Source organism: Halomonas sp. BN3-1, assembly GCF_003056325.1.
Classification (GTDB): domain Bacteria; phylum Pseudomonadota; class Gammaproteobacteria; order Pseudomonadales; family Halomonadaceae; genus Halomonas; species Halomonas litopenaei.
This window is the reverse complement of the sequence record NZ_PYVV01000011.1, coordinates 1-20165: the sequence shown is the minus strand read 5'-3', so window position 1 is coordinate 20165 and position 20165 is coordinate 1. Positions and strand designations below refer to the sequence as shown.

Annotated in this window: 18 protein-coding genes and 2 pseudogenes; 5 read left to right on the top strand and 15 right to left on the bottom strand. The window is 65.1% G+C overall.

What is annotated here, in order from left to right; translation table 11 throughout:
• Positions 1-46: 46 nt before the first annotated feature.
• The 3 genes from dctP to C9F12_RS15225 form a co-directional block, all read right to left on the bottom strand.
• Positions 47-1045, bottom strand: a complete 999-nt coding sequence (dctP, locus tag C9F12_RS15235; protein ID WP_108449443.1) for a TRAP transporter substrate-binding protein DctP — start codon at positions 1043-1045, stop codon at positions 47-49.
• A gap of 104 nt (positions 1046-1149) precedes the next feature.
• Positions 1150-2313 (bottom strand): CaiB/BaiF CoA-transferase family protein, encoded by a 1164-nt coding sequence (locus tag C9F12_RS15230; protein ID WP_108449442.1) that lies wholly within the window; start codon positions 2311-2313, stop codon positions 1150-1152.
• Positions 2314-2389: 76 nt separating this feature from the next.
• Complete coding sequence (locus C9F12_RS15225) at positions 2390-3334, bottom strand: hydroxymethylglutaryl-CoA lyase (protein WP_108449441.1); 945 nt, start codon at positions 3332-3334, stop codon at positions 2390-2392.
• 486 nt (positions 3335-3820) lie between these two features.
• Between C9F12_RS15225 and C9F12_RS23110 the strand changes: the two are divergent.
• Positions 3821-3910 (top strand): annotated as a pseudogene (locus tag C9F12_RS23110) (IS3 family transposase); the annotation flags it as partial.
• Positions 3911-3980: 70 nt separating this feature from the next.
• Here C9F12_RS23110 and C9F12_RS15220 read toward each other — a convergent pair.
• The 5 genes from C9F12_RS15220 to C9F12_RS15200 form a co-directional block, all read right to left on the bottom strand.
• Positions 3981-4385: a hypothetical protein gene (locus C9F12_RS15220; protein ID WP_108449440.1), complete on the bottom strand. Its 405-nt coding sequence runs from the start codon at positions 4383-4385 to the stop codon at positions 3981-3983.
• 78 nt (positions 4386-4463) lie between these two features.
• Entirely contained in the window at positions 4464-5360 is an 897-nt protein-coding gene (locus C9F12_RS15215; RefSeq protein ID WP_205254706.1) for a PhzF family phenazine biosynthesis protein, read from the bottom strand.
• A gap of 199 nt (positions 5361-5559) precedes the next feature.
• Positions 5560-6582 (bottom strand): TAXI family TRAP transporter solute-binding subunit, encoded by a 1023-nt coding sequence (locus tag C9F12_RS15210; protein WP_108449439.1) that lies wholly within the window; start codon positions 6580-6582, stop codon positions 5560-5562.
• Positions 6583-6656: 74 nt separating this feature from the next.
• Positions 6657-8531 carry a TRAP transporter fused permease subunit gene (locus C9F12_RS15205; RefSeq protein ID WP_108449438.1) on the bottom strand — a complete coding sequence of 625 codons (1875 nt, stop codon included), beginning with the start codon at positions 8529-8531 and terminating at the stop codon, positions 6657-6659.
• A gap of 134 nt (positions 8532-8665) precedes the next feature.
• Positions 8666-9460 (bottom strand): helix-turn-helix domain-containing protein, encoded by a 795-nt coding sequence (locus C9F12_RS15200; RefSeq protein ID WP_162816502.1) that lies wholly within the window; start codon positions 9458-9460, stop codon positions 8666-8668.
• 115 nt (positions 9461-9575) lie between these two features.
• Between C9F12_RS15200 and C9F12_RS15190 the strand changes: the two genes are divergently transcribed.
• Complete coding sequence (locus C9F12_RS15190; RefSeq protein ID WP_108449437.1) at positions 9576-11156, top strand: sulfatase-like hydrolase/transferase; 1581 nt, start codon at positions 9576-9578, stop codon at positions 11154-11156.
• A 111-nt stretch (positions 11157-11267) separates the two neighbouring features.
• The gene (pyrB, locus tag C9F12_RS15185; RefSeq protein WP_108449436.1) at positions 11268-12296 is read left to right on the top strand and encodes an aspartate carbamoyltransferase; all 1029 of its coding nucleotides are present in this window, start codon (positions 11268-11270) and stop codon (positions 12294-12296) included.
• Between the two features lie 43 nt (positions 12297-12339).
• On the opposite strand, the gene C9F12_RS15180 is transcribed toward pyrB, so the two are convergent.
• Complete coding sequence (locus C9F12_RS15180; RefSeq protein WP_108449435.1) at positions 12340-13146, bottom strand: helix-turn-helix transcriptional regulator; 807 nt, start codon at positions 13144-13146, stop codon at positions 12340-12342.
• A 116-nt stretch (positions 13147-13262) separates the two neighbouring features.
• On the opposite strand from C9F12_RS15180, the gene C9F12_RS15175 reads away from it, so the two are divergent.
• A complete protein-coding gene (locus tag C9F12_RS15175; protein WP_108449434.1) occupies positions 13263-14075 on the top strand; it encodes a carbon-nitrogen hydrolase family protein in 813 nt (270 codons plus the stop codon).
• Between the two features lie 69 nt (positions 14076-14144).
• Positions 14145-15467: an APC family permease gene (locus tag C9F12_RS15170; protein WP_108449433.1), complete on the top strand. Its 1323-nt coding sequence runs from the start codon at positions 14145-14147 to the stop codon at positions 15465-15467.
• A 177-nt stretch (positions 15468-15644) separates the two neighbouring features.
• On the opposite strand, the gene ruvX is transcribed toward C9F12_RS15170, so the two are convergent.
• From ruvX to C9F12_RS15135, 6 genes and pseudogenes are all read right to left on the bottom strand, one after another.
• A complete protein-coding gene (gene ruvX, locus C9F12_RS15160; protein ID WP_108449432.1) occupies positions 15645-16121 on the bottom strand; it encodes a Holliday junction resolvase RuvX in 477 nt (158 codons plus the stop codon).
• Positions 16121-16678, bottom strand: a complete 558-nt coding sequence (locus C9F12_RS15155) for a YqgE/AlgH family protein (protein WP_045993847.1) — start codon at positions 16676-16678, stop codon at positions 16121-16123. The genes ruvX and C9F12_RS15155 overlap by 1 nt, the downstream gene beginning before the upstream one ends.
• Positions 16679-16829: 151 nt before the next feature.
• Positions 16830-17795 (bottom strand): glutathione synthase, encoded by a 966-nt coding sequence (gene gshB / locus C9F12_RS15150; RefSeq protein ID WP_108131902.1) that lies wholly within the window; start codon positions 17793-17795, stop codon positions 16830-16832.
• Positions 17796-17914: 119 nt separating this feature from the next.
• Positions 17915-18580, bottom strand: coding sequence for a S1-like domain-containing RNA-binding protein (locus tag C9F12_RS15145; RefSeq protein WP_240184275.1), 666 nt, complete (start codon positions 18578-18580; stop codon positions 17915-17917).
• Positions 18581-18961: 381 nt separating this feature from the next.
• Positions 18962-19306: a hypothetical protein gene (locus C9F12_RS15140; RefSeq protein WP_083970522.1), complete on the bottom strand. Its 345-nt coding sequence runs from the start codon at positions 19304-19306 to the stop codon at positions 18962-18964.
• Between the two features lie 146 nt (positions 19307-19452).
• Positions 19453-20165, bottom strand: a pseudogene (locus C9F12_RS15135) (aldehyde dehydrogenase family protein); the annotation flags it as partial.

The window sequence follows — 20165 nt, the reverse complement described above, 5'->3', positions numbered from 1 at the left end:
TCACTCTCCTTTCCGGCGGTGGGCGTCTGCCTCGCCGAAGGCCGTGTCAGCGTTGTTCGATCAGGTCCAACAGTTCCTGCCCGCGAGGAGTTGTCTCGAGGAAGGCAGCGACAACCGCCGGTCGCATAGCTTCTCCCAGAACCCGCTGCTGCGCGTCGTCGAGCAGCGTGATCTGCATGCCGCTGTCTTCCAGCCGCGTGATCTGTTCCGAGGAGATGCCTTCGGAGCGCGGCAGCAATTGTTGCTCGGCCCGCTCCAGCGCCGCCGTCACCACGCCCTTCAGCTCATCCGGCAGCTCGCTCCACCAGCGCGGGTTGACGATGATGTTCTGGTACACGGTGATCAGGTTGGTGCCCACGCCATAGGCCTGCACCTCGAAATAGCGGCGAGCGTAGACGGCACTAGCGCTGCTCATGGCGGCGTCGATGACCCCTGTCTGGAGCCCCTGATAGACCTCAGAACCAGGCATGGTCGACGGAGAGGCGCCCATGGCGATAAGACCGGCGTCGAAGACCTTGCTGAGGCCACGAATCTTGATGCCCTGAAAATCGTCAGGCTCCACCAGCGGCGCCTGAGCCGAGGTGTAGACAAGATTGTTGGCGTCCACCAGCCAGGCGAGATTGGTCACGCCCTTTTCAGCCAGACGTTGATCGAGCCAGGCGGCGGCCTCGGAGTCGGCGAAGTTCTCCAGGTCCTGCGGATGAGTGATCAGGTAGGGAATGTTGAATACCTGCATCTCGGGGATGGTCCCTCCCCACAGCAGGTTGAGCATCGATGCGGCCTCGATCTGTCCGCGAGCCACCGCAGCGTGGAACTGGGTCGGCCCATACAGTTGGGCCCCGCCGAAGATCTCGACATCGAGGCGCCCGTCGCTGCCTGCCTCGACCTCACTGGCGAAGGACTCGAGGGCCTGGGCGACATGATGGGATGCCGGCAACTGATGGGCGAGACGCAAGGTGTAGTCGGCCGCCAGCGACGCATCGGAAGCCCCGAGCAAGGCGATGGCAGCGGCCAGGGTGGTCAGGCGTAGACGATGGATAGTCATGGCTGGGCTCTCTTTGTTGTGGTTTAGCCTTGTCTTGCTGTGCTTCGTGCGTAATCGGCTGATTCGCTGAAAGACCTCGCGGCAGGTAAACAACCGCAGGCAGATCACAGCGATCGGTCGGTAGCGAGGCCGAGCTTTCCCAGCACCTCCTGGGTATGCTCACCGATACGGGCCAGCGGCATCCGCACCTGGGGGCGCTTGCCGCCCATCAGCAGCGGCAGCAGCACGGTCTGGGTAGTTCCCCCCTCGTCGTTGGCAAGTGGCACAAGCCCACCGCTGGCCCTGAGGTGGGGGTCATCGAGCAGCTCGTCGGGCCGGGTGATCGGTGCGTAGGGCAGACCGGCCTGATCCAGCCGGCGGCTGACATCTTCGATTTCCAGTTGCGCCAGGGTCTCGCCGAGGGCATCGAGCAGATCGCGGCGTACCGGCAGTCGCTGCTCGTTGGTGGCCAGCGCCGGATCATCCCGCAGGTCTTCCCGACCCAGCACTTCACACAGCTGAACCCACTGCTTGTCGCTGACCGCACCGATGAAAAGCTGTTCGCCCCTGGCCAGCGTAAAGACGTCGTAAACGGTCCATGGCGACACCCTGGACGGCATCGGCGGAGGCACCTCTCCCGACATCGCGGCCTGCTGCATATGCGAAGCACTGAGAAAGACGCAATTCTCGAAGAGCGCGCTCTGAATTTCCTGGCCGCGCCGAGTGTGGCTTCGCTCCATCAAGGCAGCCAAGACACCGATGGCGCCAAACATGCCGCCCATGATGTCGTTGACCGAGGCGCCGGCCCGAAGCGGGCGACCCTCCGGGCCCGTCATGTACGCCAGGCCCCCCATCATCTGCACCACCTCGTCGAGAGCCAGGCGGTTGTCGTAGGGGCCTGGGAGAAAGCCCTTGTGAGACACGTAGATCAGCTCGGGATAGCGCGCCGAAAGGCTGGCGTAGCCGAATCCGAGTCGCTCCATCAGGCCTGGACGAAAGTTTTCGATCATCACATCGGCGTCTTCCAGCAAGGCATGCAACGCCTCCCGGCCGGCATCCGACTTGATGTCCAGCACCACGCTCTTCTTGTTGCGGTTGTAGGTGCGAAAGAACCCCATGCCCACACCACTCATCCTGCGGGTCTTGTCGCCGCAAGGTGGTTCGATCTTGATGACCTCGGCGCCGAGATCGGCAAGGATCAAGCCACAGGTCGGGCCCATCACCATATGGCTGAATTCGATAACCTTGATGCCCGATAGCGGCAGGCGAGCGTCGGTAGCAGTTGTCATGTCGAGGTCCTTGGCGACGCCCTGCGAAAGCAGAACGAGTGGAAGAATGGAGATCGCAGCACAACGGCGAGGAAGGCTAGGCCAGCGACGACGAAGCGGAGCAAAAGGTTCTTGGCAAGCCCGCCCGCCAAAGGGTTCCATGGGTGGTTTCACCGTCCAGCCAGCCGACGAGATCGGCGCGCAGGTCAAGCAGCCTGTCGATGTCGACACCGGTAGCCAGCCCCATGGCTTCGAGCATGAAGACCAGGTCTTCGGTGGTGGTATTGCCACTGGCACCTGGGGCGTGGGGGCAACCGCCGATGCCGGCCAGCGAGGCATCGAAACGGGTGATGCCGGCGTCGAGAGCGGCCGTGGTGTTGGCCAGGGCAAGGCCCCGGGTATCGTGAAAATGGGCTCGCCAGAGCGCATCGCCGGCCAGTTCTCGAGCCGCGACAAACAATTCTCGAACCCCGCGTGGGTCGGCATAGCCCACCGTGTCGGCCAGACTGACCCGCTCGGCACCTGCCGCCAGCGCGGCTTCCATCAGCCGGAGCACTTCATCTCGCGGGACGTCCCCCTGCAGGGTGCAGCCAAAAGCGGTACCGATCCCCACTTCGATCAGGATGTCGCTCGCCGCTGCGTCGCGCGCTTCACGGATCCGCGCCACTTCCTCGATCATCGCATCCGGCGTCTTGCGCACATTGGCCAGGCTGTGGGCATGGCTGGCCGATAGCGGCAGCAACATCAAATCCGCGCCACTGGCGATGGCCAACTCAGCGCCCTTCAGGTTTGGCACCAGCACCGTGACGAACAGCGCCTCCAGCGTCCTGGCGAACGCCACCAGCTCAGCGGTATCGGCCAACTGGGGCATCAGCCGAGGAGGCACGAAGGAGCCCACCTCGATTTCTCTCAGTCCAGCGTCGTAGGCAGCCTGAATCCAGACGAGCTTGCGCTCGGTGGGCAGCGTCATGGAGAGGCTTTGCAGGCCATCACGCAGGCCAACCTCACTGATGATGGCAGGGCGGTTCGAAGAGGAAGACATGAGAATCTCCGGGAAGTCGTCGTGTTACAGCGACTCTAGGAGCCTCCTCAGACAGGCAACAGTGCACGATCCTCAAGCGAAACATTCCCAAAAGGAACGCATTTTTAATAAATCCTGTTTTTTCAACAAACAAGACGTCAATAAGTCCGCCTCTTGGTGGCTTTTCAGCTACGACTTTCGTCGCTCACCCTTAGACCAATGGCTCACCCACTTCTCCCACCATGGGCCATGTACGCCGCGATAAAGGGCGCTAACCTGCGCCGGAACCTGAAGACGTTTTCGTCCCTTTTTACTGTCACCGTTCCTGTGTGGAACGGCATATCTGAGGACAACGACAGCGTACCTTTTCGAGACATGACCGCGATGTGCCAGGTCGGTGTCCACCCAGGCCAGGCGCCCCATCCTGCGATCCTCGGCATACAACACCGCCACCTGTCACCGATCTAGGTCGTCAGTCCCCGCTGTCTCGGCGAAGGCGGTCAGGGCATCCACTACTTAAACCACGAATGCCTCAAGCTGAAACTAAAAGGCCTGAGCCCCGCACAGTACAGGACTCAGGCCTTGGGCATCGGCTGAATGAACTGTCCAACTATTGGGGGTCAGTCCAGTCTTCAGACGGGGCCGCTGGCGATCCAGCAGGGCGTATCTACTGACGCCAGGCGCGCACGAACATCCAGGTGCCGAGGCCCCAGGCGCCGTTGACCAGAAAGCCGATGGGGAAGATCGCCGGGTCGATGCCGCGCCCCTTGAGCGGGAACACCACCAGCATGGCCATCAGGGTCAGGGCGATGCCGCCGAACAACCCGGCCTTCCACCAGCCACCCTGATCGATCCGCCTGAGCGCGAACACCAGCATCATCACAAGGCCCCAGACGCCGCCCCAGAAGCTTGCCGAGAACCAGGCCGGCACGCCCAGGGGGGCAGCGGGTGAGGTGGAATAGGGGGCAAAGGGGATCACCCCGTAGGCGTGCAACAGCCCCACTACCGGCTGGTGGAAACACAGTACGGCGAGAAAGCCGGCAACGAAGGCCAGGACCAGATGACGGGTCATGCAAGACTCCAGAAAGTGCAGTGACTGGGTGGTAAAGGCACGAGCTTCGGTGACGCCTCGATCACCAAGGACGATGCCTCAGTCACGAGGATAGAGACCGCCCTCGCCCATCAGCACCGCCTGCCCCGCGATCTCGACGGTGACCTTGTCCTTGTCGTCGCGGGTGGCGCGGGCGTGGATCTGGCTTGGGCGGTGCATCGCCTCGCCCTGGTGGATGCGCCAGTTGTTGCCCTGGCTCTTCGACTGCTGTCCCAGAAAGCCCGCCAGCGCCGCCGCCGCGCTGCCGGTGGCGGGGTCCTCGACAAAGCTGCCGGCGTGGCGCGAGAACATACGTGCGTGAATCTCGCCGGATTCCTTGGCCTCGCGCACATAGAAGTAGACCTGCTCCACGGCGCTGGGTGACACATGCCGCTGCCAGGCTTCGCCATCGAGCGCCAGCCGCGCCAGCGCCTGGACGTTGACCAGTTCGACCAGGTGAAACGGCAGTCCGCAGGAGGCCTGGACCGGGTCCGCGGCGACGTCATCGAGCTCGAGCCCGGCCAGCTCCGCTGCGCTGGACTGGCCCAGCGTGCTGGTGCCGACCTCCGGCGCGCGCGCCATCTTGAAGCGTGCCAGGTCGCCCTCGTAGGTCACCTTGAGCGGCCCGCCAGCCAGATCCAGGATGACCGGGCTATCGGCGCTGACCTCGCCAGCATGCACCAGCCCCTGGGCGGCGATCAGATGGGCCACGCCAATACTCGGATGGCCGGCAAACGGCAGCTCGCGGTGAGGAGTGAAGATACGTACCGGAAAATGCCGGCTCGCCTGGGCCCGCCCGACGAAGGCCGTCTCGGCCAGGTTCAGCTCGTTGGCGATGGCCTGCATGCGCTCCCCCGCGATACCGTCGGCGTCGAGAAACACCGCCAGTGGATTCCCGGCGAACGGTTGGTCGGTGAACACATCCAGCAGGTAGTAGCGGGTCAGGGACGGCAGCATAGGCGGCTCCACTTGGACTTGGTAGACCAGGGCCAGGCAACAGGCGCCCGACACCGGTGGCGCCTTCCAGCATAGAGGCCCCGGCGTCCACCTTGCCAGCGCGCGAACGAGCAAACCCCTCTACGGCAAAGTCAACGCAGTGATGTCGAGCCGTCGTCGGCGCCCGCGACGCCAGCACCATTCACCCTTCCGGGCCCACTCATGCCTCCGGCGGAAGGGCCACCTCGGGAATCTCCATGCCCTGCTCGCGGTAGTAGCGCAGAGCGCCGGGGTGCAAGGGAGTGTTGATGTCGAGAAAGGCATCCTCGAGGCGAATGTTCTTGAGTACCGGGATCTGTCCCGCGCGTTCATCGAGCCCTTCCCAGAAAGCCTTGGTCATGCGGTAGATCGCCTCCTCGGGCATATCTTCGCGGGTGACCAGCCCCACCGTCACCCCCACGGTACGGATATCGCCCTTGGCGAGTTGATTGGGGCCATAGGTGCCTTCCGGGATGACGCCCAGCCGGAAGCCGGGACGTTCGAGCACCGGCGCCATCGCCGGATCCTCGAGCTTGTCATCGGGTATCCCCAGCAACCGCACCTGCTGCGTCAACGTCAACTGGGTAATCACCGGACTCGGCGGCAGGGTCGGGTTGAAATAGACATCGATGTGGCCGTCCTGAAAGCTCTGGGCCGCCGCATCCCAACCCAGGCTCACCACATCGTAGTCGTCCTCGGGCGAAAGCCCAGCCATGCCTTCGATGAACATGCGTGAGGTCTGGTAGGCAGCCCCGCCGGGCGGACCCAGAAACACCTTCTTGCCGGCCAGATCGGCAAAGGATTCGATGCCATCGTCGGCATGGGTCACCACGTGGTAGTAGCCCATGGGAAAATTGAACACCGTACGCAGCTTGTCGGCGAACTGCCCCACCCCGGCAACGCTTCGGTAGGGTCCGGTCTCGGTGGCCAGCATGTGAAACAGGTTGGGGGAAGACATGAAGAAGTCCGAACGCCCCTGGGCGGTTTCCACCGCATGTCGAGTGGCAGCACCGGTGGCATTGACCTGTACCTGATACCCCTCCACCTGCTCGTTGACCAGGGTGGCAAAGGTGTTCATGACGATATAGGGCGAGGTGCCGGGCCCCAGCGTGGAAAGGCGCAGATTTTCAGCGGCCAGGGCACTGGAGGACAGCACCAGCGCCGCTCCGAGCGGAGCAAGTAGCGAGAGACGAGACAGCGACATGGGAGACTCCTCGACAGCACGGGTAAAAACGCCCGCATCGCGCGGGCTGAGACGATGAACCAGAGCCCCTCGGCTCATGGTGCGATACGCGGCGGGCTACGGCGGATCAGTCGACGCGGCAGTTCACACGCCAGCAGCGCCGCCGCCACCGCCAGCTGAAGCCAGAACCAGGGCAGCACCAGAACCACCGCACCGACCACCGCGGCGGCGGCCCACCAGACGCCACGGCCAATCATCACCGCCAGCATCCACATCGCGATGCCCAGACGCACCAGCACCCAGCACAGCTCGAGCAGGGAGAACTCGGTGATCAGCAGCAGCGAGGGGCTGTAGGCAAAGGCGAAGGGCACCAGGAAGCCCATCAGGGCCAGGCGTACCGCGCTGACGCTGATACCCATCGGATTGGCGCCGGCGATCGGTGACGCGGCGTAGGCGGCCAGCGCCACCGGTGGGGTGATCGATGACATCACGGCGAAGTAGACGACAAACAGATGAGCGGCCACCGTCGGCACGCCAAGGGCCTGCACCGCAGGTCCCATGACCAGGATGATGATCAGGTAGGCGGGGACCGTCGGCATGCCCATGCCCAGCACCAGGCAGGCCAGCGCCATGACCAGCAATGACAGCAGCAGCGATCCCTCGGACAGCGCCTGGGCCGCCGAGGCAAAGCGCAGCCCCAGCCCGGTCAGGTTCATTACCCCGACCACCACACCGACCGCCGCCACGGCGACCAGAATCTTGGCACTGGCGGTGGCGGCACCCGACAAGGCTTCACCAAAGGTCGACAGCCTGCGTGCCTGGGGGTTGGCAAGGAGCCCCAGCGGCACGGCGACGACCACCGCCCAGAACCCGGCCATGGCCGGTGAGCTACCCGCGATCAACATGACGATGATCAACCCCAGCGGCAACAGGAACACCGCCAGCATGCCGAGGTCGGATCGCCCCATGCGCGGCAACTCGTCGCTGGCCAGGGGAGGAATACCGGCACGCCGGGCTTCGACAGAGATGCACGCAAACAGGCTGAGATAGTAAAGCAGCGCCGGCAGCAGCGCGGCGATACAGATATACAGATAGGGAATACCGGTCAGGTCCGCCATGATGAAGGCCACCGCGCCCATGATCGGCGGCATGATCTGCCCCCCGCTGGACGCCGCGGCCTCCACCGCCCCGGCGAAGCGGGCGGAAAAACCCAGTCGCTTGATCATCGGAATGGTGACCACGCCGGTGCCGACCACATTGGCCACCGCGCTGCCGGAAACCGAGCCGAACAGCGCACTGGCGAGCACCGCAGCGTGGGCCGCGCCTCCTCTGATCCGGCCCAGCCCACGCATGGCCAGCTTGAGCAGCACATCCCCCGCCCCCAGCGCCTCGAGCAGCACGCCAAAGATGATGAACACCACGATGGTCCCGACCACCACCGCAAGCGGCCGGCCGAAGACCCCATCAAAGCTGTACCACAACGTCAGCATCAGCCCACTGAGGTCGACCCCGGCGTGGCCGATGGCGCCTCCCAGCCAATCGCCGGCCAGGGCATAGCCGATGGCCACCAGGCATACCAGCACCAGCGGCAGACCCACCGCGCGCCTGGCCATCTCGAGCAGCACCAGCATCGCGCCGCCCCCCAGCACGACATCGATGGGCACCAGAAAGTAGAGGCCGAATTCAAGCTCGGGAGCGATCATCGCGTAGCGCACCAGCGCAGCGCTGAAGATTGCCGTCAACAGCAGGTCGAACAGCAACCGTGGCAGGGTTCGGTCGGCACCGGGACGAGTCAGCAGCAGCAGGATGCCGAGCCCGAGCCCGCCGACCCGGGAAAGCGTCTCGTTGTAGATGCCGAAGCGCGCGGTATAGAGCGCACCGCCAACCAGCGCGAGGGCAAAGACGAAAAACAGAAAGGCTCTGAGGCGGCCTGCCAGGGGCAGGGCCGTCGAGTGGCGTGCAACAGTCATGGGCTCTCCTGGGACGTATCCCGGGTCATTATCGTTATGCCCTCGACTCTAGCCGCCCGACGACCCCCGTCACAGCCGGTCTTTTCACTGGGTGAAAATTTCGACCAACGTATAATTAGGCGCGACCTCGCCACTCAATAGAGCTGGTGCTCGTAAAATAGCTGGGCCAGTTCCTCGGCGGCGGGCTTCAGCCGCTGTGCATACTGTACCTCGGTCTCCGGCGCCCACTGGGCGGTAGCCAGCCACACAAGGTTCAGGGTGGCTTGCACCTCGCCCAGCACCACGATCGGTACCGCAATGGCACGAAACTCGTCATCCACATCTTCGGCCGCGGTGGCGATGGAAGGGTCCCTGACCGCGAAGCCACGCCGGCGCACCTCCGACAGCGTCCGGGTCACGTAGTCACCATCGGCGGCCAGCACCGCGTCTTCACCGCCCTGCTGGCGCAGACCGGCCAGAATGCTCTCCAGCCGCCTAGGCTCGCAGTAAGCCAGATAGGCGCGCCCCATGGCCGACTTGAGCATACCCGGGCGGTAGCCCACGACTTCTCGATTGACCACCAGCACGCTGCGACGCCGCGACGTCTCGATGATGGTCATGCCACCTCGATGGTAGACGCCGACATCCGACGGCCAGTGCAGGTCGCACTGCAAGCGATCCAGTACCGGCGCGGCCACTTCAGCGATGGCGTCGTGCACGCTGACGCCAATGCCCATGTCGTGCAGCTTGTAGGTCAGTCGATAACATCGATCCCCCATTCCCCGATAGACCCAGCCGGCCTGGGCCAGGGTGGCGAGGATACGCAGCAAGGTCGCTCGATCGATGTCGGTCGCCCGGTGCAGCTCCCCTAGGGACAGCGGCGTCCCGGCGTCATGAATGGCCTGGACCACTTCCAGCCCGCGGGAGAGAGCACGAATCTGCTTGGTCATGACAAGGGGTCCGGCGTCAGCGTTGGATTTCACCTGGTGAAAAGCGAAATTGCACGCGGCGTGATTCAGAGTCAACAGTAGAGCCATGCCCTTCCACTCTATCGCGAGCCTGCCCATGCGTTCACGACCCAACCTGCTTTTCATCATGGCCGACCAGTTGCGCGCCGACTATCTGGGCTGCAATGGTCATCCGAGCATCAGAACCCCCAACATCGATGCCCTGGCAAGGCAAGGCGTCAACTTCACCCGTGCCTACTGTCAGGCTCCGGTGTGTGGTCCTTCTCGCATGTCGTTCTATACCGGCCGTTATGCCAGCAGCCATGGCGCCAGCTACAACAACGTGCCCCTGCGGGTCGACGAACATACCCTGGGCGACTACCTGCGGCCGCTGGACTACCGGGTCGCACTGATCGGCAAGACCCATATGCGGCGCGACGACGAAGGCATGCGCCGCCTGGGACTGGACCCGCAATCTTCCCGAGGCGTCCTGATCAGTGAATGCGGGTTCGAACCCTATGAACGCGACGACGGCCTGCACCCCGACCAGTCGGCGGATCCCGACCTGCCCTACAACGTCTACCTGAGGCGCAACGGCTACGCCGGCGACAATCCCTGGCATGACGCCGCCAACTCCGCCGAGGGAGAGGACGGCGAGCCCCTCAGCGGCTGGTACATGCGCCACTGTCATCTGCCCGCCCGGGTCAAGGAAGAACACTCGGAAACCGCCTATACCACCGATCGCGCCATGGCATTCATTGCCGAGGCGTCGGACCAGCCCTGGTGCCTTCATCTCAGCTACATCAAGCCCCATTGGCCCTATATGGCACCGGCGCCCTACCATGCCCTTTACTCCCCCGAGGACATGCTCCCGGCGGTCCGCGCCGAGCACGAGCGCCAGCAGCCACACCCGGTGCTGGAGGCCTTCATGCAGCATTCGGAGTCCCAGGCATTCGCCCGGGACGAGGTCCGCCAAGGCGTGGTGCCGACCTACATGGGCCTGGTGACCCAGCTCGATGATCACATCGGTCGGCTGATGCGTTTTCTGGACGAACGCGGCGAGCGCGACAATACCGTGATCGTGCTGACGTCGGATCACGGCGACTATCTTGGCGACCACTGGCTGGGCGAGAAGGAGATGTTCCATGAGCCCAGCGCGCGCATCCCGATGATCGTGGTCGACCCCCGCCCACAGGCAGACGGCGGACGCGGTCAAACCTGTGAACGACTGGTCGAGGCCATCGACCTGGTGCCCAGTTTCATCGACTTTGCCGGTGGCGACAGCCGCACCTTCGATCATCGCCTGGAGGGGCGCTCGCTGGCCCCGCTGGTACAGGGCCAGACACCGGCCGACTGGCGCCACTACGCCTTCAGCGAGGCAGACTTCGCCTGGCGACCGGCCAGACGCTCGCTGGCGCTGGAACCAGACCAGGCCCGCGCCTTCATGGTGACCGATGGCCGCTGGAAGTACATTCACTACGCCCACCACCGGCCTCAGCTGTTCGACCTTGCCCAGGACCCGCAGGAGCTCGACGATCTGGGCACGGTAGAGCACCTGCACGAAGTGCGCGAGCAGTTGCACAGGGCGCTGGGAGACTGGGCCAGGCAACGACGTGGTCGTGTCACCGTCAGCAACCAGCTGGTGGAAGAGCGCACCGGCATGGCCCATCAGCGGGGCTATCTGTTCGGCCTGTGGTGATGACGCGAGAACGGGGTCGGGGTCATGAAGTTGGCGACGGGAGGGCGGCCAAGGCTGAACTCAGTGTGCACCAGCGGTACACTAGCGCCCGTTCCCACTGCCGAGGCCGCCGTGATGTCCCACCTGCTCTCCATCGACTCCCTGTCCCGCGACGATATCGATCACCTGATGCGGGTGGCGGCCACCATGGAACCCGTCGCCCAGCGACGCAAGGTCACCCGGGTGCTGGAAGGCGCGGTGCTCGGCAACCTGTTCTTCGAGGCCAGCACCCGTACCCGCGTCAGCTTCCACACCGCCTTCTCGCGGCTCGGCGGCAGCGTCTGCGACACCACCGGCTTCACCTTCTCGTCGATGGCCAAGGGCGAATCGCTCTACGACACCAGCCGCGTGATGGCCGGCTACTGCGACGCCATCGTCATGCGCCACCCGGACCAGGGCTCGGTGGCCGAGTTCGCCAGCGCCACCCACGTGCCGGTGATCAACGCCGGTGACGGCCCCGGCGAGCACCCGAGCCAGGCGCTGCTGGACTTCTACACCATCGACAAGGAATTCAGCCGCCAGGGCAAGACCCTCAAGGGTGCCCACGTGCTGATGACCGGCGATCTGAAGTACGGCCGTACGGTGCACTCGTTGATCAAGCTGCTGGCGCTCTACGCGCCCATGCGCGTGACCCTGGTGGCGCCGCCGGGGCTCGAGATGCCCAACCACCTGATCGAGCGGGTCAGCCGCCAGGGCCTGGACGTGGAGGTACGCGAGAGCCTGGCCGGTGACTTCTCCGATGTCGACGTGGTCTACACCACCCGCATCCAGAAGGAGCGCTTCACCGCCGAGATGAGCGAAGGCTTCAACCTGTCGCGGGACTTCACCGTCCACCGCGCCTTCATGGACAGCCGCTGCAACCCGTCCACCATCATCATGCACCCGCTGCCCCGGGACAGCCGCCCGGAGGCCAATGATCTGGACGTCGACCTCAACGGCGACCCGCGCCTGGCGATCTTCCGCCAGACCGACAACGGCATTCCGGTGCGCATGGCGATCTTCGCCACCCTGCTCAAGGTCGAGCACCTGATCGAGCGCGACCTGCGCGACGTGCCCTGGTTTGTGCCGGGTAGCGTCGGTGTCGACGACGCCAAGTTCTAGCTGCGGCGGTGCCAGGCGGGAGCCTGGCGCCGGCGCCACAGGTTCAGGGGCGCTCCTGCCAGAAGCGCGAGAACAGCTCGGCCTGGGTGTTGATCCCGAGCTTGGCGTACAGGTGCTTCTTGTGGACCCTGACGGTCTCCACCGAGATGGACAGGCGTCGGGCGATCTCCTTTGTCGACCCGCCGCCCAGCATCAGCTGGCTCACCTCGCGCTCGCGATCGGTCAGCCCGAAGCGGGTCGCCGTCTCTTCGACGCCACCTCGGTGCGGATGCCAGGGATGGGGGCCGGGCGTCTCGCCGCAGCGCTCGAAGTGCATGCGCAGTCGCATCAGCTCACCGAGCCAGGGCTCGACCAGATGCAGCAGGCCGATTTCGCTGTGCAGGAAGGTTCGGGTGGAACCCAGCGACAGGCACAGGGTACGACCAGCGCCCAGTGACCGATTGATCTGCACCTCGTCACTGACGATATTGCGCCGGAAGTAACGCCGGTAGTACTCGGTCGCGGTGAACCGTGCCGGGGCCACGTCATCCAGCGTTACCAGGCCATCGAGGCCATTGTCACGGGCGGCGACATAGAAGGGATCCAGCAGATACAGGCCGCGCTGGTAGTCCTCGAACAGGCCTTCATCGGCGCCGTCGTCCTCGTCGCTTTCGGCCAGGATGGTCGGCGGCTGGTCGGCGTGGAAGACCAGCGCCACCCAGGTGTTGTAGACGATGTGGCGCGCCAGGGTGCGGCTGACGGCCTCCCAGAAGTCTTCACTTTCCAGGCGTGCCAGCAGGCGCGCGAAGTCGCGATGCCAGCCCATCGCCTCGAGCATTCCCGTGGTTCCTTCCTCACTGTTCTGCGACATCTGACGGCGCCTCACCCTATGGGGGTAACCCTGCCATGGAATAGGCAGCCTCGGTGAATAGAGGATACTGACATTCTATAAAACGCCAACCGACAACAACGGCTGTGGAGTCTTCCATGCAGATAGCCCTGGCACAACTTCCCGGCATCGAGGGAAACATCGAGGCCAACCTGGACGCCGCCCTGAGCACCCTGGAACGCCACGGCGACCAGGTGAAGCTGGTGGTCTTTCCCGAAACGCATCTCAGCGGCTTCGCCGAACAAGACCACGTCGACGATCGTGCCCTGGCGCTCGATGGCCCGGAGGTGGCGCGTCTGATCCAGGCCAGCCGTGACCACGACTGCGCCCTGGCCATCGGCCTGCTCGAGCGGGCCGCCGATGGTGTCTACAACACCACGCTACTGATCACCCCGGAAGATGGCATCGCCCTCACCTATCGCAAGACCCACCTGTGGCCCGATGAGCGGGAGCTGGTCGGCCTGGGCCAGCGCATCGGTGTCACCCGCTGGCGCGGGCTGACCCTGGGGCTGATGATCTGCTACGACATCGAATTCCCCGAGACCGCACGGGCCCTGGGCGCGCTGGGCACCGACCTGATGCTGGTGACCAACGGCAACATGGACCCCTACGGGCCGGTACACGCCCGCGCCGCCCAGGCCCGCGCCCAGGACAACCAGTGCTTTGTCGCCATGGCCAACCGCTGCGGTGAGGGCGCCGGCCTGACCTTCGCCGGCCACAGCGCGGCGTATTCGCCGCTTGGCGAGACCCTGTTCGAGGCCGATCGCGACGCGGGGGTTCACCGGGTATCGCTCGACCTCGAGCTATTGAATCGTGCCCGGCGGGACTATGACTACCTGGCCGATCGACGCGTCTCGCTGGACCTTCAGCGCGACGACGACTCACGAGGCCCCGGTTTCCGCCTCATCTGACCCGGCCCTCCTGACCATGGTTGCCTGACCCGACTGTCCATCACCAATAACCATAACGCGAGCCCCAAGATGTCTCACTCCAAGCCCCAACTCGGCCTGTGGCAGGTCGTTCTATTCGGCCTTGCCTACATGACACCGATCATCGTCCTCGGCACCTTCGGCGTGCTGGCGGTGGTCTCCGAAGGCGCGGTATCCGGCGCCTACGCGGCGGCACTGATCGCCATGCTGTTCACCGCCCACAGCTATGGCCGCATGGCCAGCGCCTACCCGGTGGCCGGCTCCGCCTACGCCTATGTGCGCCACGCCATCAACGATCGACTGGGTTTCATGGCCGGCTGGGCCATCCTGCTGGACTACCTGTTTTTGCCCATGGTGATCTGGCTGATCGGTGCCGCCTATCTGCACTCGGCCTTTCCGTCCGTGCCGGTGCCGGTGTGGCTGATCGCCTTTATCGCGGTCACCACCTTCATCAACATCATCGGCCTCAAACTAGCAAGCCTGGTCAACAGCGTGCTGATGCTGGTTCAGGTGCTGGTGATCGCCGCCTTCGTCGCCCTGGCGGTGCACTACGTGCTCGGGGACCCCAGCCAGCCGCTGTGGAGCCTGACGCCCTTCCTCGGCAGCGCCGACAGCCCCCAGATGCCACTGCTGATGGCGGGCGCCGCCGTCGCCTGTTACTCCTTTCTCGGCTTTGACGCGGTGACCACCCTGACCGAGGAGACCCGCGACGCCGAGCGGACCCTGCCCCGCGCCATCCTGCTGATCACCCTGCTGGGCGGCCTGATCTTCATCCTGGTGTCCTACTTCGTGCAGCTCGCCGCGCCGGGCTACCAGTTCGCCAATGCCGACGCCGCCGCCTACGAGATCGCCCGCAATATCGGCGGAGACGTCTTCGTCTCGATCTTTCTGATCGGCCTGGTCGTCGGCCAGTTTGCCTCCGGCATCGCGGCCCAGGCCAGCGGCTCGCGACTGCTTTACGCCATGGGCCGCGACGGCGTCCTGTCGACCCGCCTGCTTGGGCGCCTGGGACGCTTCGGCACGCCTACCGGTGGCCTGATACTCAGCGGCGTGGTGGCGCTGCTGGCGTTGACCATGGACGTGCTCTCGGCGGCTTCCTTCATCAACTTCGGGGCCTTCCTGGCCTTCGCCCTGGTCAACCTGTCGGTGATCGCCCACTACTACATCAAGCAGGGCCGACGCGGCCTGGCCGACAGCCTGTACTTCCTCGTCGCGCCGACCATCGGTCTGCTGGCGATCCTGTGGCTGATGGCCAGCCTGGACCGCTCCGCGCTGATGCTGGGCGGGATCTGGCTGGCCTTCGGCCTGGCGTGGCTGGCCTGGCTGACCCGCGGCTTCCGCCAGGCGACACCGGAGCTAAGCCTGGAGGGTTGAACCTGCCTGGGTCGATTGCCCCGAAAAAAGCCCGAGGCCAAGGCCTCGGGCTTTTTGGATGCTTCACAAGTTCGGTGCAACAGTGGCGACCTCAGCGGCTCGGCAACCCTTCCTCCCGGGCAAAGAAACCTTCCAGGATCAGCACCGCAGCGATGCCATCGACGCTTTCCTTGCGCGTCAGACAGGTTCCGCCGGCCCTTGGCGGCTCGGCAACCCTTCCTCCCGGGCAAAGAAGCCTTCCAGGATCAGCACCGCGGCGATGCCATCGACGCTTTCCTTGCGGTAATTTCCCCCGTGTCCCTGCTCCCGGGCGATGGCCTTGGCCTCCCGGGTGGTGCCGCGCTCGTCGAACATCTCGCACTCGACCCCGTAGCGGCCAAACAGCCGCTTGCCGAACTTGCGCGCGCGGGTGCTCATCTCGCTCTCGCTGCCGTCCATGTTGAGCGGCAGGCCGACCACAAAACGGTCGGGCTGCCACTCCTCGACCAGCGCGCTCACCCGTTGCCAATCGGGAATGCCATCCCGGGCCGGCAGCGGCTCGAGCTCCCTGGCGCTGCGCAACAGCTCGTTGCCCACCGATACGCCGATGCGCCGGGTGCCGAAGTCGAAGGCCAGGATCAGGCGCTCGCCCGGCTCACGCTTGCGACTGGCCATCAGCCGTGCCCGGCCTCGCGGGTCATCAGGTTCAAGTCGATCCCGAGGATCCCGGCGCTGGCCGACAGGCGCTGCTCCGGCGGCGTCTCGAACAGCACGTTGGCGCGGCCTTCCACGGTCAGCCAGGCGTTGTCCATCAGCTCGTTCTCGAGCTGACCGGACTCCCAGCCGGCGCAGCCCAGGCACACCAGAAAGCGCTCGGGGCCCTCGCCCTTGGCCAGCGCCTGGAGCATGTCCATGGAGGTGGTCAGGGCGATATCGTCGGTCACCTGGATGCTCGAATCCCAGGGTTCGGCGGAGCCCGAGTGCAGGATAAAGCCACGATCCTTGTGCACCGGGCCACCGTAGTACACCGGGGCCTGGGCGTTGGCCGCTTCTTCCACGCTGATCTCGAGCTGTTCGAACAGGGCGTCGAGGGTCAGATCGGTGGGCTTGTTGACGATCACGCCCATGGTGCCGTTCTCGTCGTGGTCGCACAGGTAGCTGAGCGTCCCGGCGAAGTTCGGGTCTTCCAGATGGGGCATGGCCATCAGGAAATGGTTCTTCAAGCTTTGCATGTGACTCCCAGGCGGTCTTGCGCGCCGTCCAGATGCGTGGCCAGGCCTCAGGGCGAGTCGTCGCCCCGACGGCCCGGCAGGATGCCCCCAGTGTACCATCCGGGGGCATGGCGCTCAGTGACTGTGGGGAAAACTCGACGTGATCGACGGTCTAGCCGCGCGCCGCCAGGCGACGCTCGATAGCGTCCATCAGCAGGCCGGCGATGTCTGTGCCGCGCTGGTCATCAATCTCGCGCACGCAAGTCGGGCTGGTGACATTGATCTCGGTGATGTAGTCACCGATCACGTCGAGCCCGACGAACATCAGGCCCTTCTCCTTGATCACCGGCTTGACCTGCTCGACCAGCCAGTAGTCGCGATCGGTCAGCTCGCGGCTGACGCCGCGACCGCCGGCGGCCAGGTTGCCGCGGGTCTCGCCGGCGGACGGAATCCGCGCCAGACCAAAGGGCACCGGTTCGCCGTCCACCAGCAGGATGCGGGTGTCGCCGTCCTTGATCTCGGGAAGGAAACGCTGAGCCATGATCTGGCGACGGCCGCGTTCGGTCAGGGTCTCGATCACCGCCCCCAGGTTCCGCCCCTCGGGGCCGATGTGGAAGATGCCGCTGCCACCCATGCCATCCAGCGGCTTCAAGATGACGTCGCCGTGCTCGGCCTGGAAGGCGCGGATCTCGCTGTCGCGACAGGACACCAGGGTCGGTGTGCAGCACTGCGGGAACTGCTGGGCGAACAGCTTTTCGTTGCACTCGAACAGCGGCCGGGTCGGGTTGACCACCAGCACGCCCTCGCGCTCGGCGAAGGCCAGCAGATGCACGGCGTTGAGGAAGTGGCCATCCACCGGCGGGTCCTTGCGCATCAGGATGACGTCGAGCTCCGCCAGCGGCCGCGACTCGACCTCACCCAGGTCGAACCAGTGCTGTGGGTCGCGGTGGACCTGCAGCGGGCGCTGGTGGGCATAGGCGCGGCCTTCCTTGAGGAACAGGTCTTCCTGTTCCATGTAGCAAAGCGACCAGCCGCGATCCTGAGCGGACCACAGCATGGCGAGACTGGTGTCTTTCTTGTAGGTCAGCTGGTCGATGGGGTCCATCACCACGCCGACACGAAGGGGGCGATTGGTCATTCGGGGGTCGTCCGCTAGCGGTAGATGCCGTCAAGTATGCCCGACACCCCAGGCACCACCAAGGTCAGTCGCTGTCGGCCGCTTGCCTACACCCGGCGACACGCCGATTCAGACTCACTTCAGTCGCCGTCGCCGTCGCTGGTCGCGGTGGCGCCTGAGTCCCTGGGCGCCAGGCGCACCCCGCTGTCCTCGATGATGATCAAGCGTCGCTTGTAGAGCCGACCGATGGCCTGCTTGTAGGCATTCTTGCTGACGCCCAGGCGCGCCTTGATCTCGGCGGCCTGACTCTTGTCCGACAGCGGCAGGTAGCCGCCAGCGTCGCGCAGTGCCTTGAGCACCTGTTCGCCGACCACGTCCAGACGGGCCGAGCCCGGCGGCAGTAGCGACAGGTCCAGCCGGCCATCCTCGCGCACCCGCTTGACGTAGCCTGTCAGGCGCTGGCCGCGGCGCAGCGGGCGGCTGATCTCATCGTGATAGATCAGCCCCCAGCAGCGGTGATCGACCACCGCCTTGACCCCCAGGTCGGTGGTGTCGGCGATAACCAAGGCGACCTCATCGCCGGCACGATGGTCATCGCTGTGATCGGTGATGTAGCGCTCGAGACGCTGGGAGGCCACCGGCCGCCCGCTGCGGTCCTCGCTGACCTTGACCAGTACACGCCGGCCCACGGCCGGCGTCAGGCGCTGTTCGCTGAGTGGCAGCAGCAGGTCACGCTCGTGGCCCCAGTCGAGAAAGGCGCCGAAGTCGGTGACCTGCACCACCCGCAGATCCGCCACCTCACCCATGGCGACCTTGGGTGAGCCGTGGCCCTGACGAGATCGTCCCGACGAGGTCGACCGCGAGGACTTGCCGGCAGCACTTCGAGAGCGGCTGTTCGCAGGGTCGTTCGAGGCGCTGTTCGAAGAGCGATGCGAAGACGGCTTGTCATTGCTGGAGCGCGGTGGTGTACCACGACGGCGGGAATCTGACATGGGGAGGGGTTCCACAAGAATGTGCAGCCCCATTATGGCGACTGCCGCGGGCATATGATACCGCCCGCGGCACTTGCCTTGCTGACACCTGCAAGCTGACGCCTGCAAGCTCACACCCGCAAGCTCGCACCTACAAGGTCAGGTCCACAGACGGCCTGTACCCTGCCTTTGAGACGAACGCCTGTGCAACGACGCTCAGGTCGGCCAGCTGGGCCCTCGCTTGCTCAACCGCCGGGTGTTGGAGGATGTCTTGCGCCCCAACGGTTTGATCGCCGCCGTCAGCACCTGGTCGGGGCTGCGGCCACTGATCGCCGCCCGCTGGGCGGCCATGGCGGCCTGGGTAAAGGCCGTCATCTTCTCGGTGACCATGCGCAGGTCCTCGCCGGGAGCCACCGACCAGAACCCTTTCATCCCCATCAGTCGCATGCCGATCACCATCTGGGCCTCGACCAGCATCTGGGTCATCTTCATCCCCATCATCCAGTAGCCAAGGGGCGTACCCCATTGAGCCATCGGGGAGGCTGCACGACGTCTCGCCATCATCCTTCTCCTTCATCAGCGGGCAGGAATACCCATTTCAGGGTAGTTGGGTAGACGCTATCCCTTACAAGCTACTCGATCCGGGCGCCCAGCGCTCACCTCAATGACGGTGATTTTCTTCATCGACAGCGACTGATGGGAAAGGCTCAGCTCTCGCGCTTGCCATCCACCAGGCGGCTGACGTTCAGCGGGTTGCCGTCCTTGAGCGCCTGCGGCAGCAGGGCATCCGGCAGATTCTGATAGCACACCGGGCGAAGGAAGCGGTGGATGGCGGCGCTGCCGACCGAGGTGGTGCGCGAGTCAGAGGTGGCCGGATAGGGGCCACCGTGGACCATGGCGTGGCACACCTCGACCCCGGTGGGCCAGCCGTTGGCCATCACCCGACCGGCACGCCGCTCGAGGATCGGCAAAAGGCCACGGGCCGCGTCGATGTCGCCGTCGTCCATCTGCAGGGTCGCGGTCAGCTGGCCCTCGAGGCCCTCGGCCAGTGCCTTGACCTCGTCCAGGTCGGCACACTCGACCACCAGCGAGGTCGAACCGAATACCTCGGCCTGCAGCGCCTCATCATTGAGGAAGTCGCTGGCCTTGGCCACGAACAGGCCGGCCTGGCACTGGTTGGGTCCGTCGCCCTGGGGGCCGCGCGCCACTTCACGGGCCTTGTCGCTGCCGCCCAGGGTGTTGACGCCCTGGGTGTAGGCGTCGTGGATGCCCGGCGTCAGCATGGTCTGTGCACCGGCACCCTTGACCGCTTCGGCGGCGGCCTCGACGAAGCCGTCGAGCGCCTCGCCCTTGACCGCGATCACCAGCCCCGGGTTGGTGCAGAACTGGCCGGCCCCCATGGTCAGCGAGCCGACGAAGG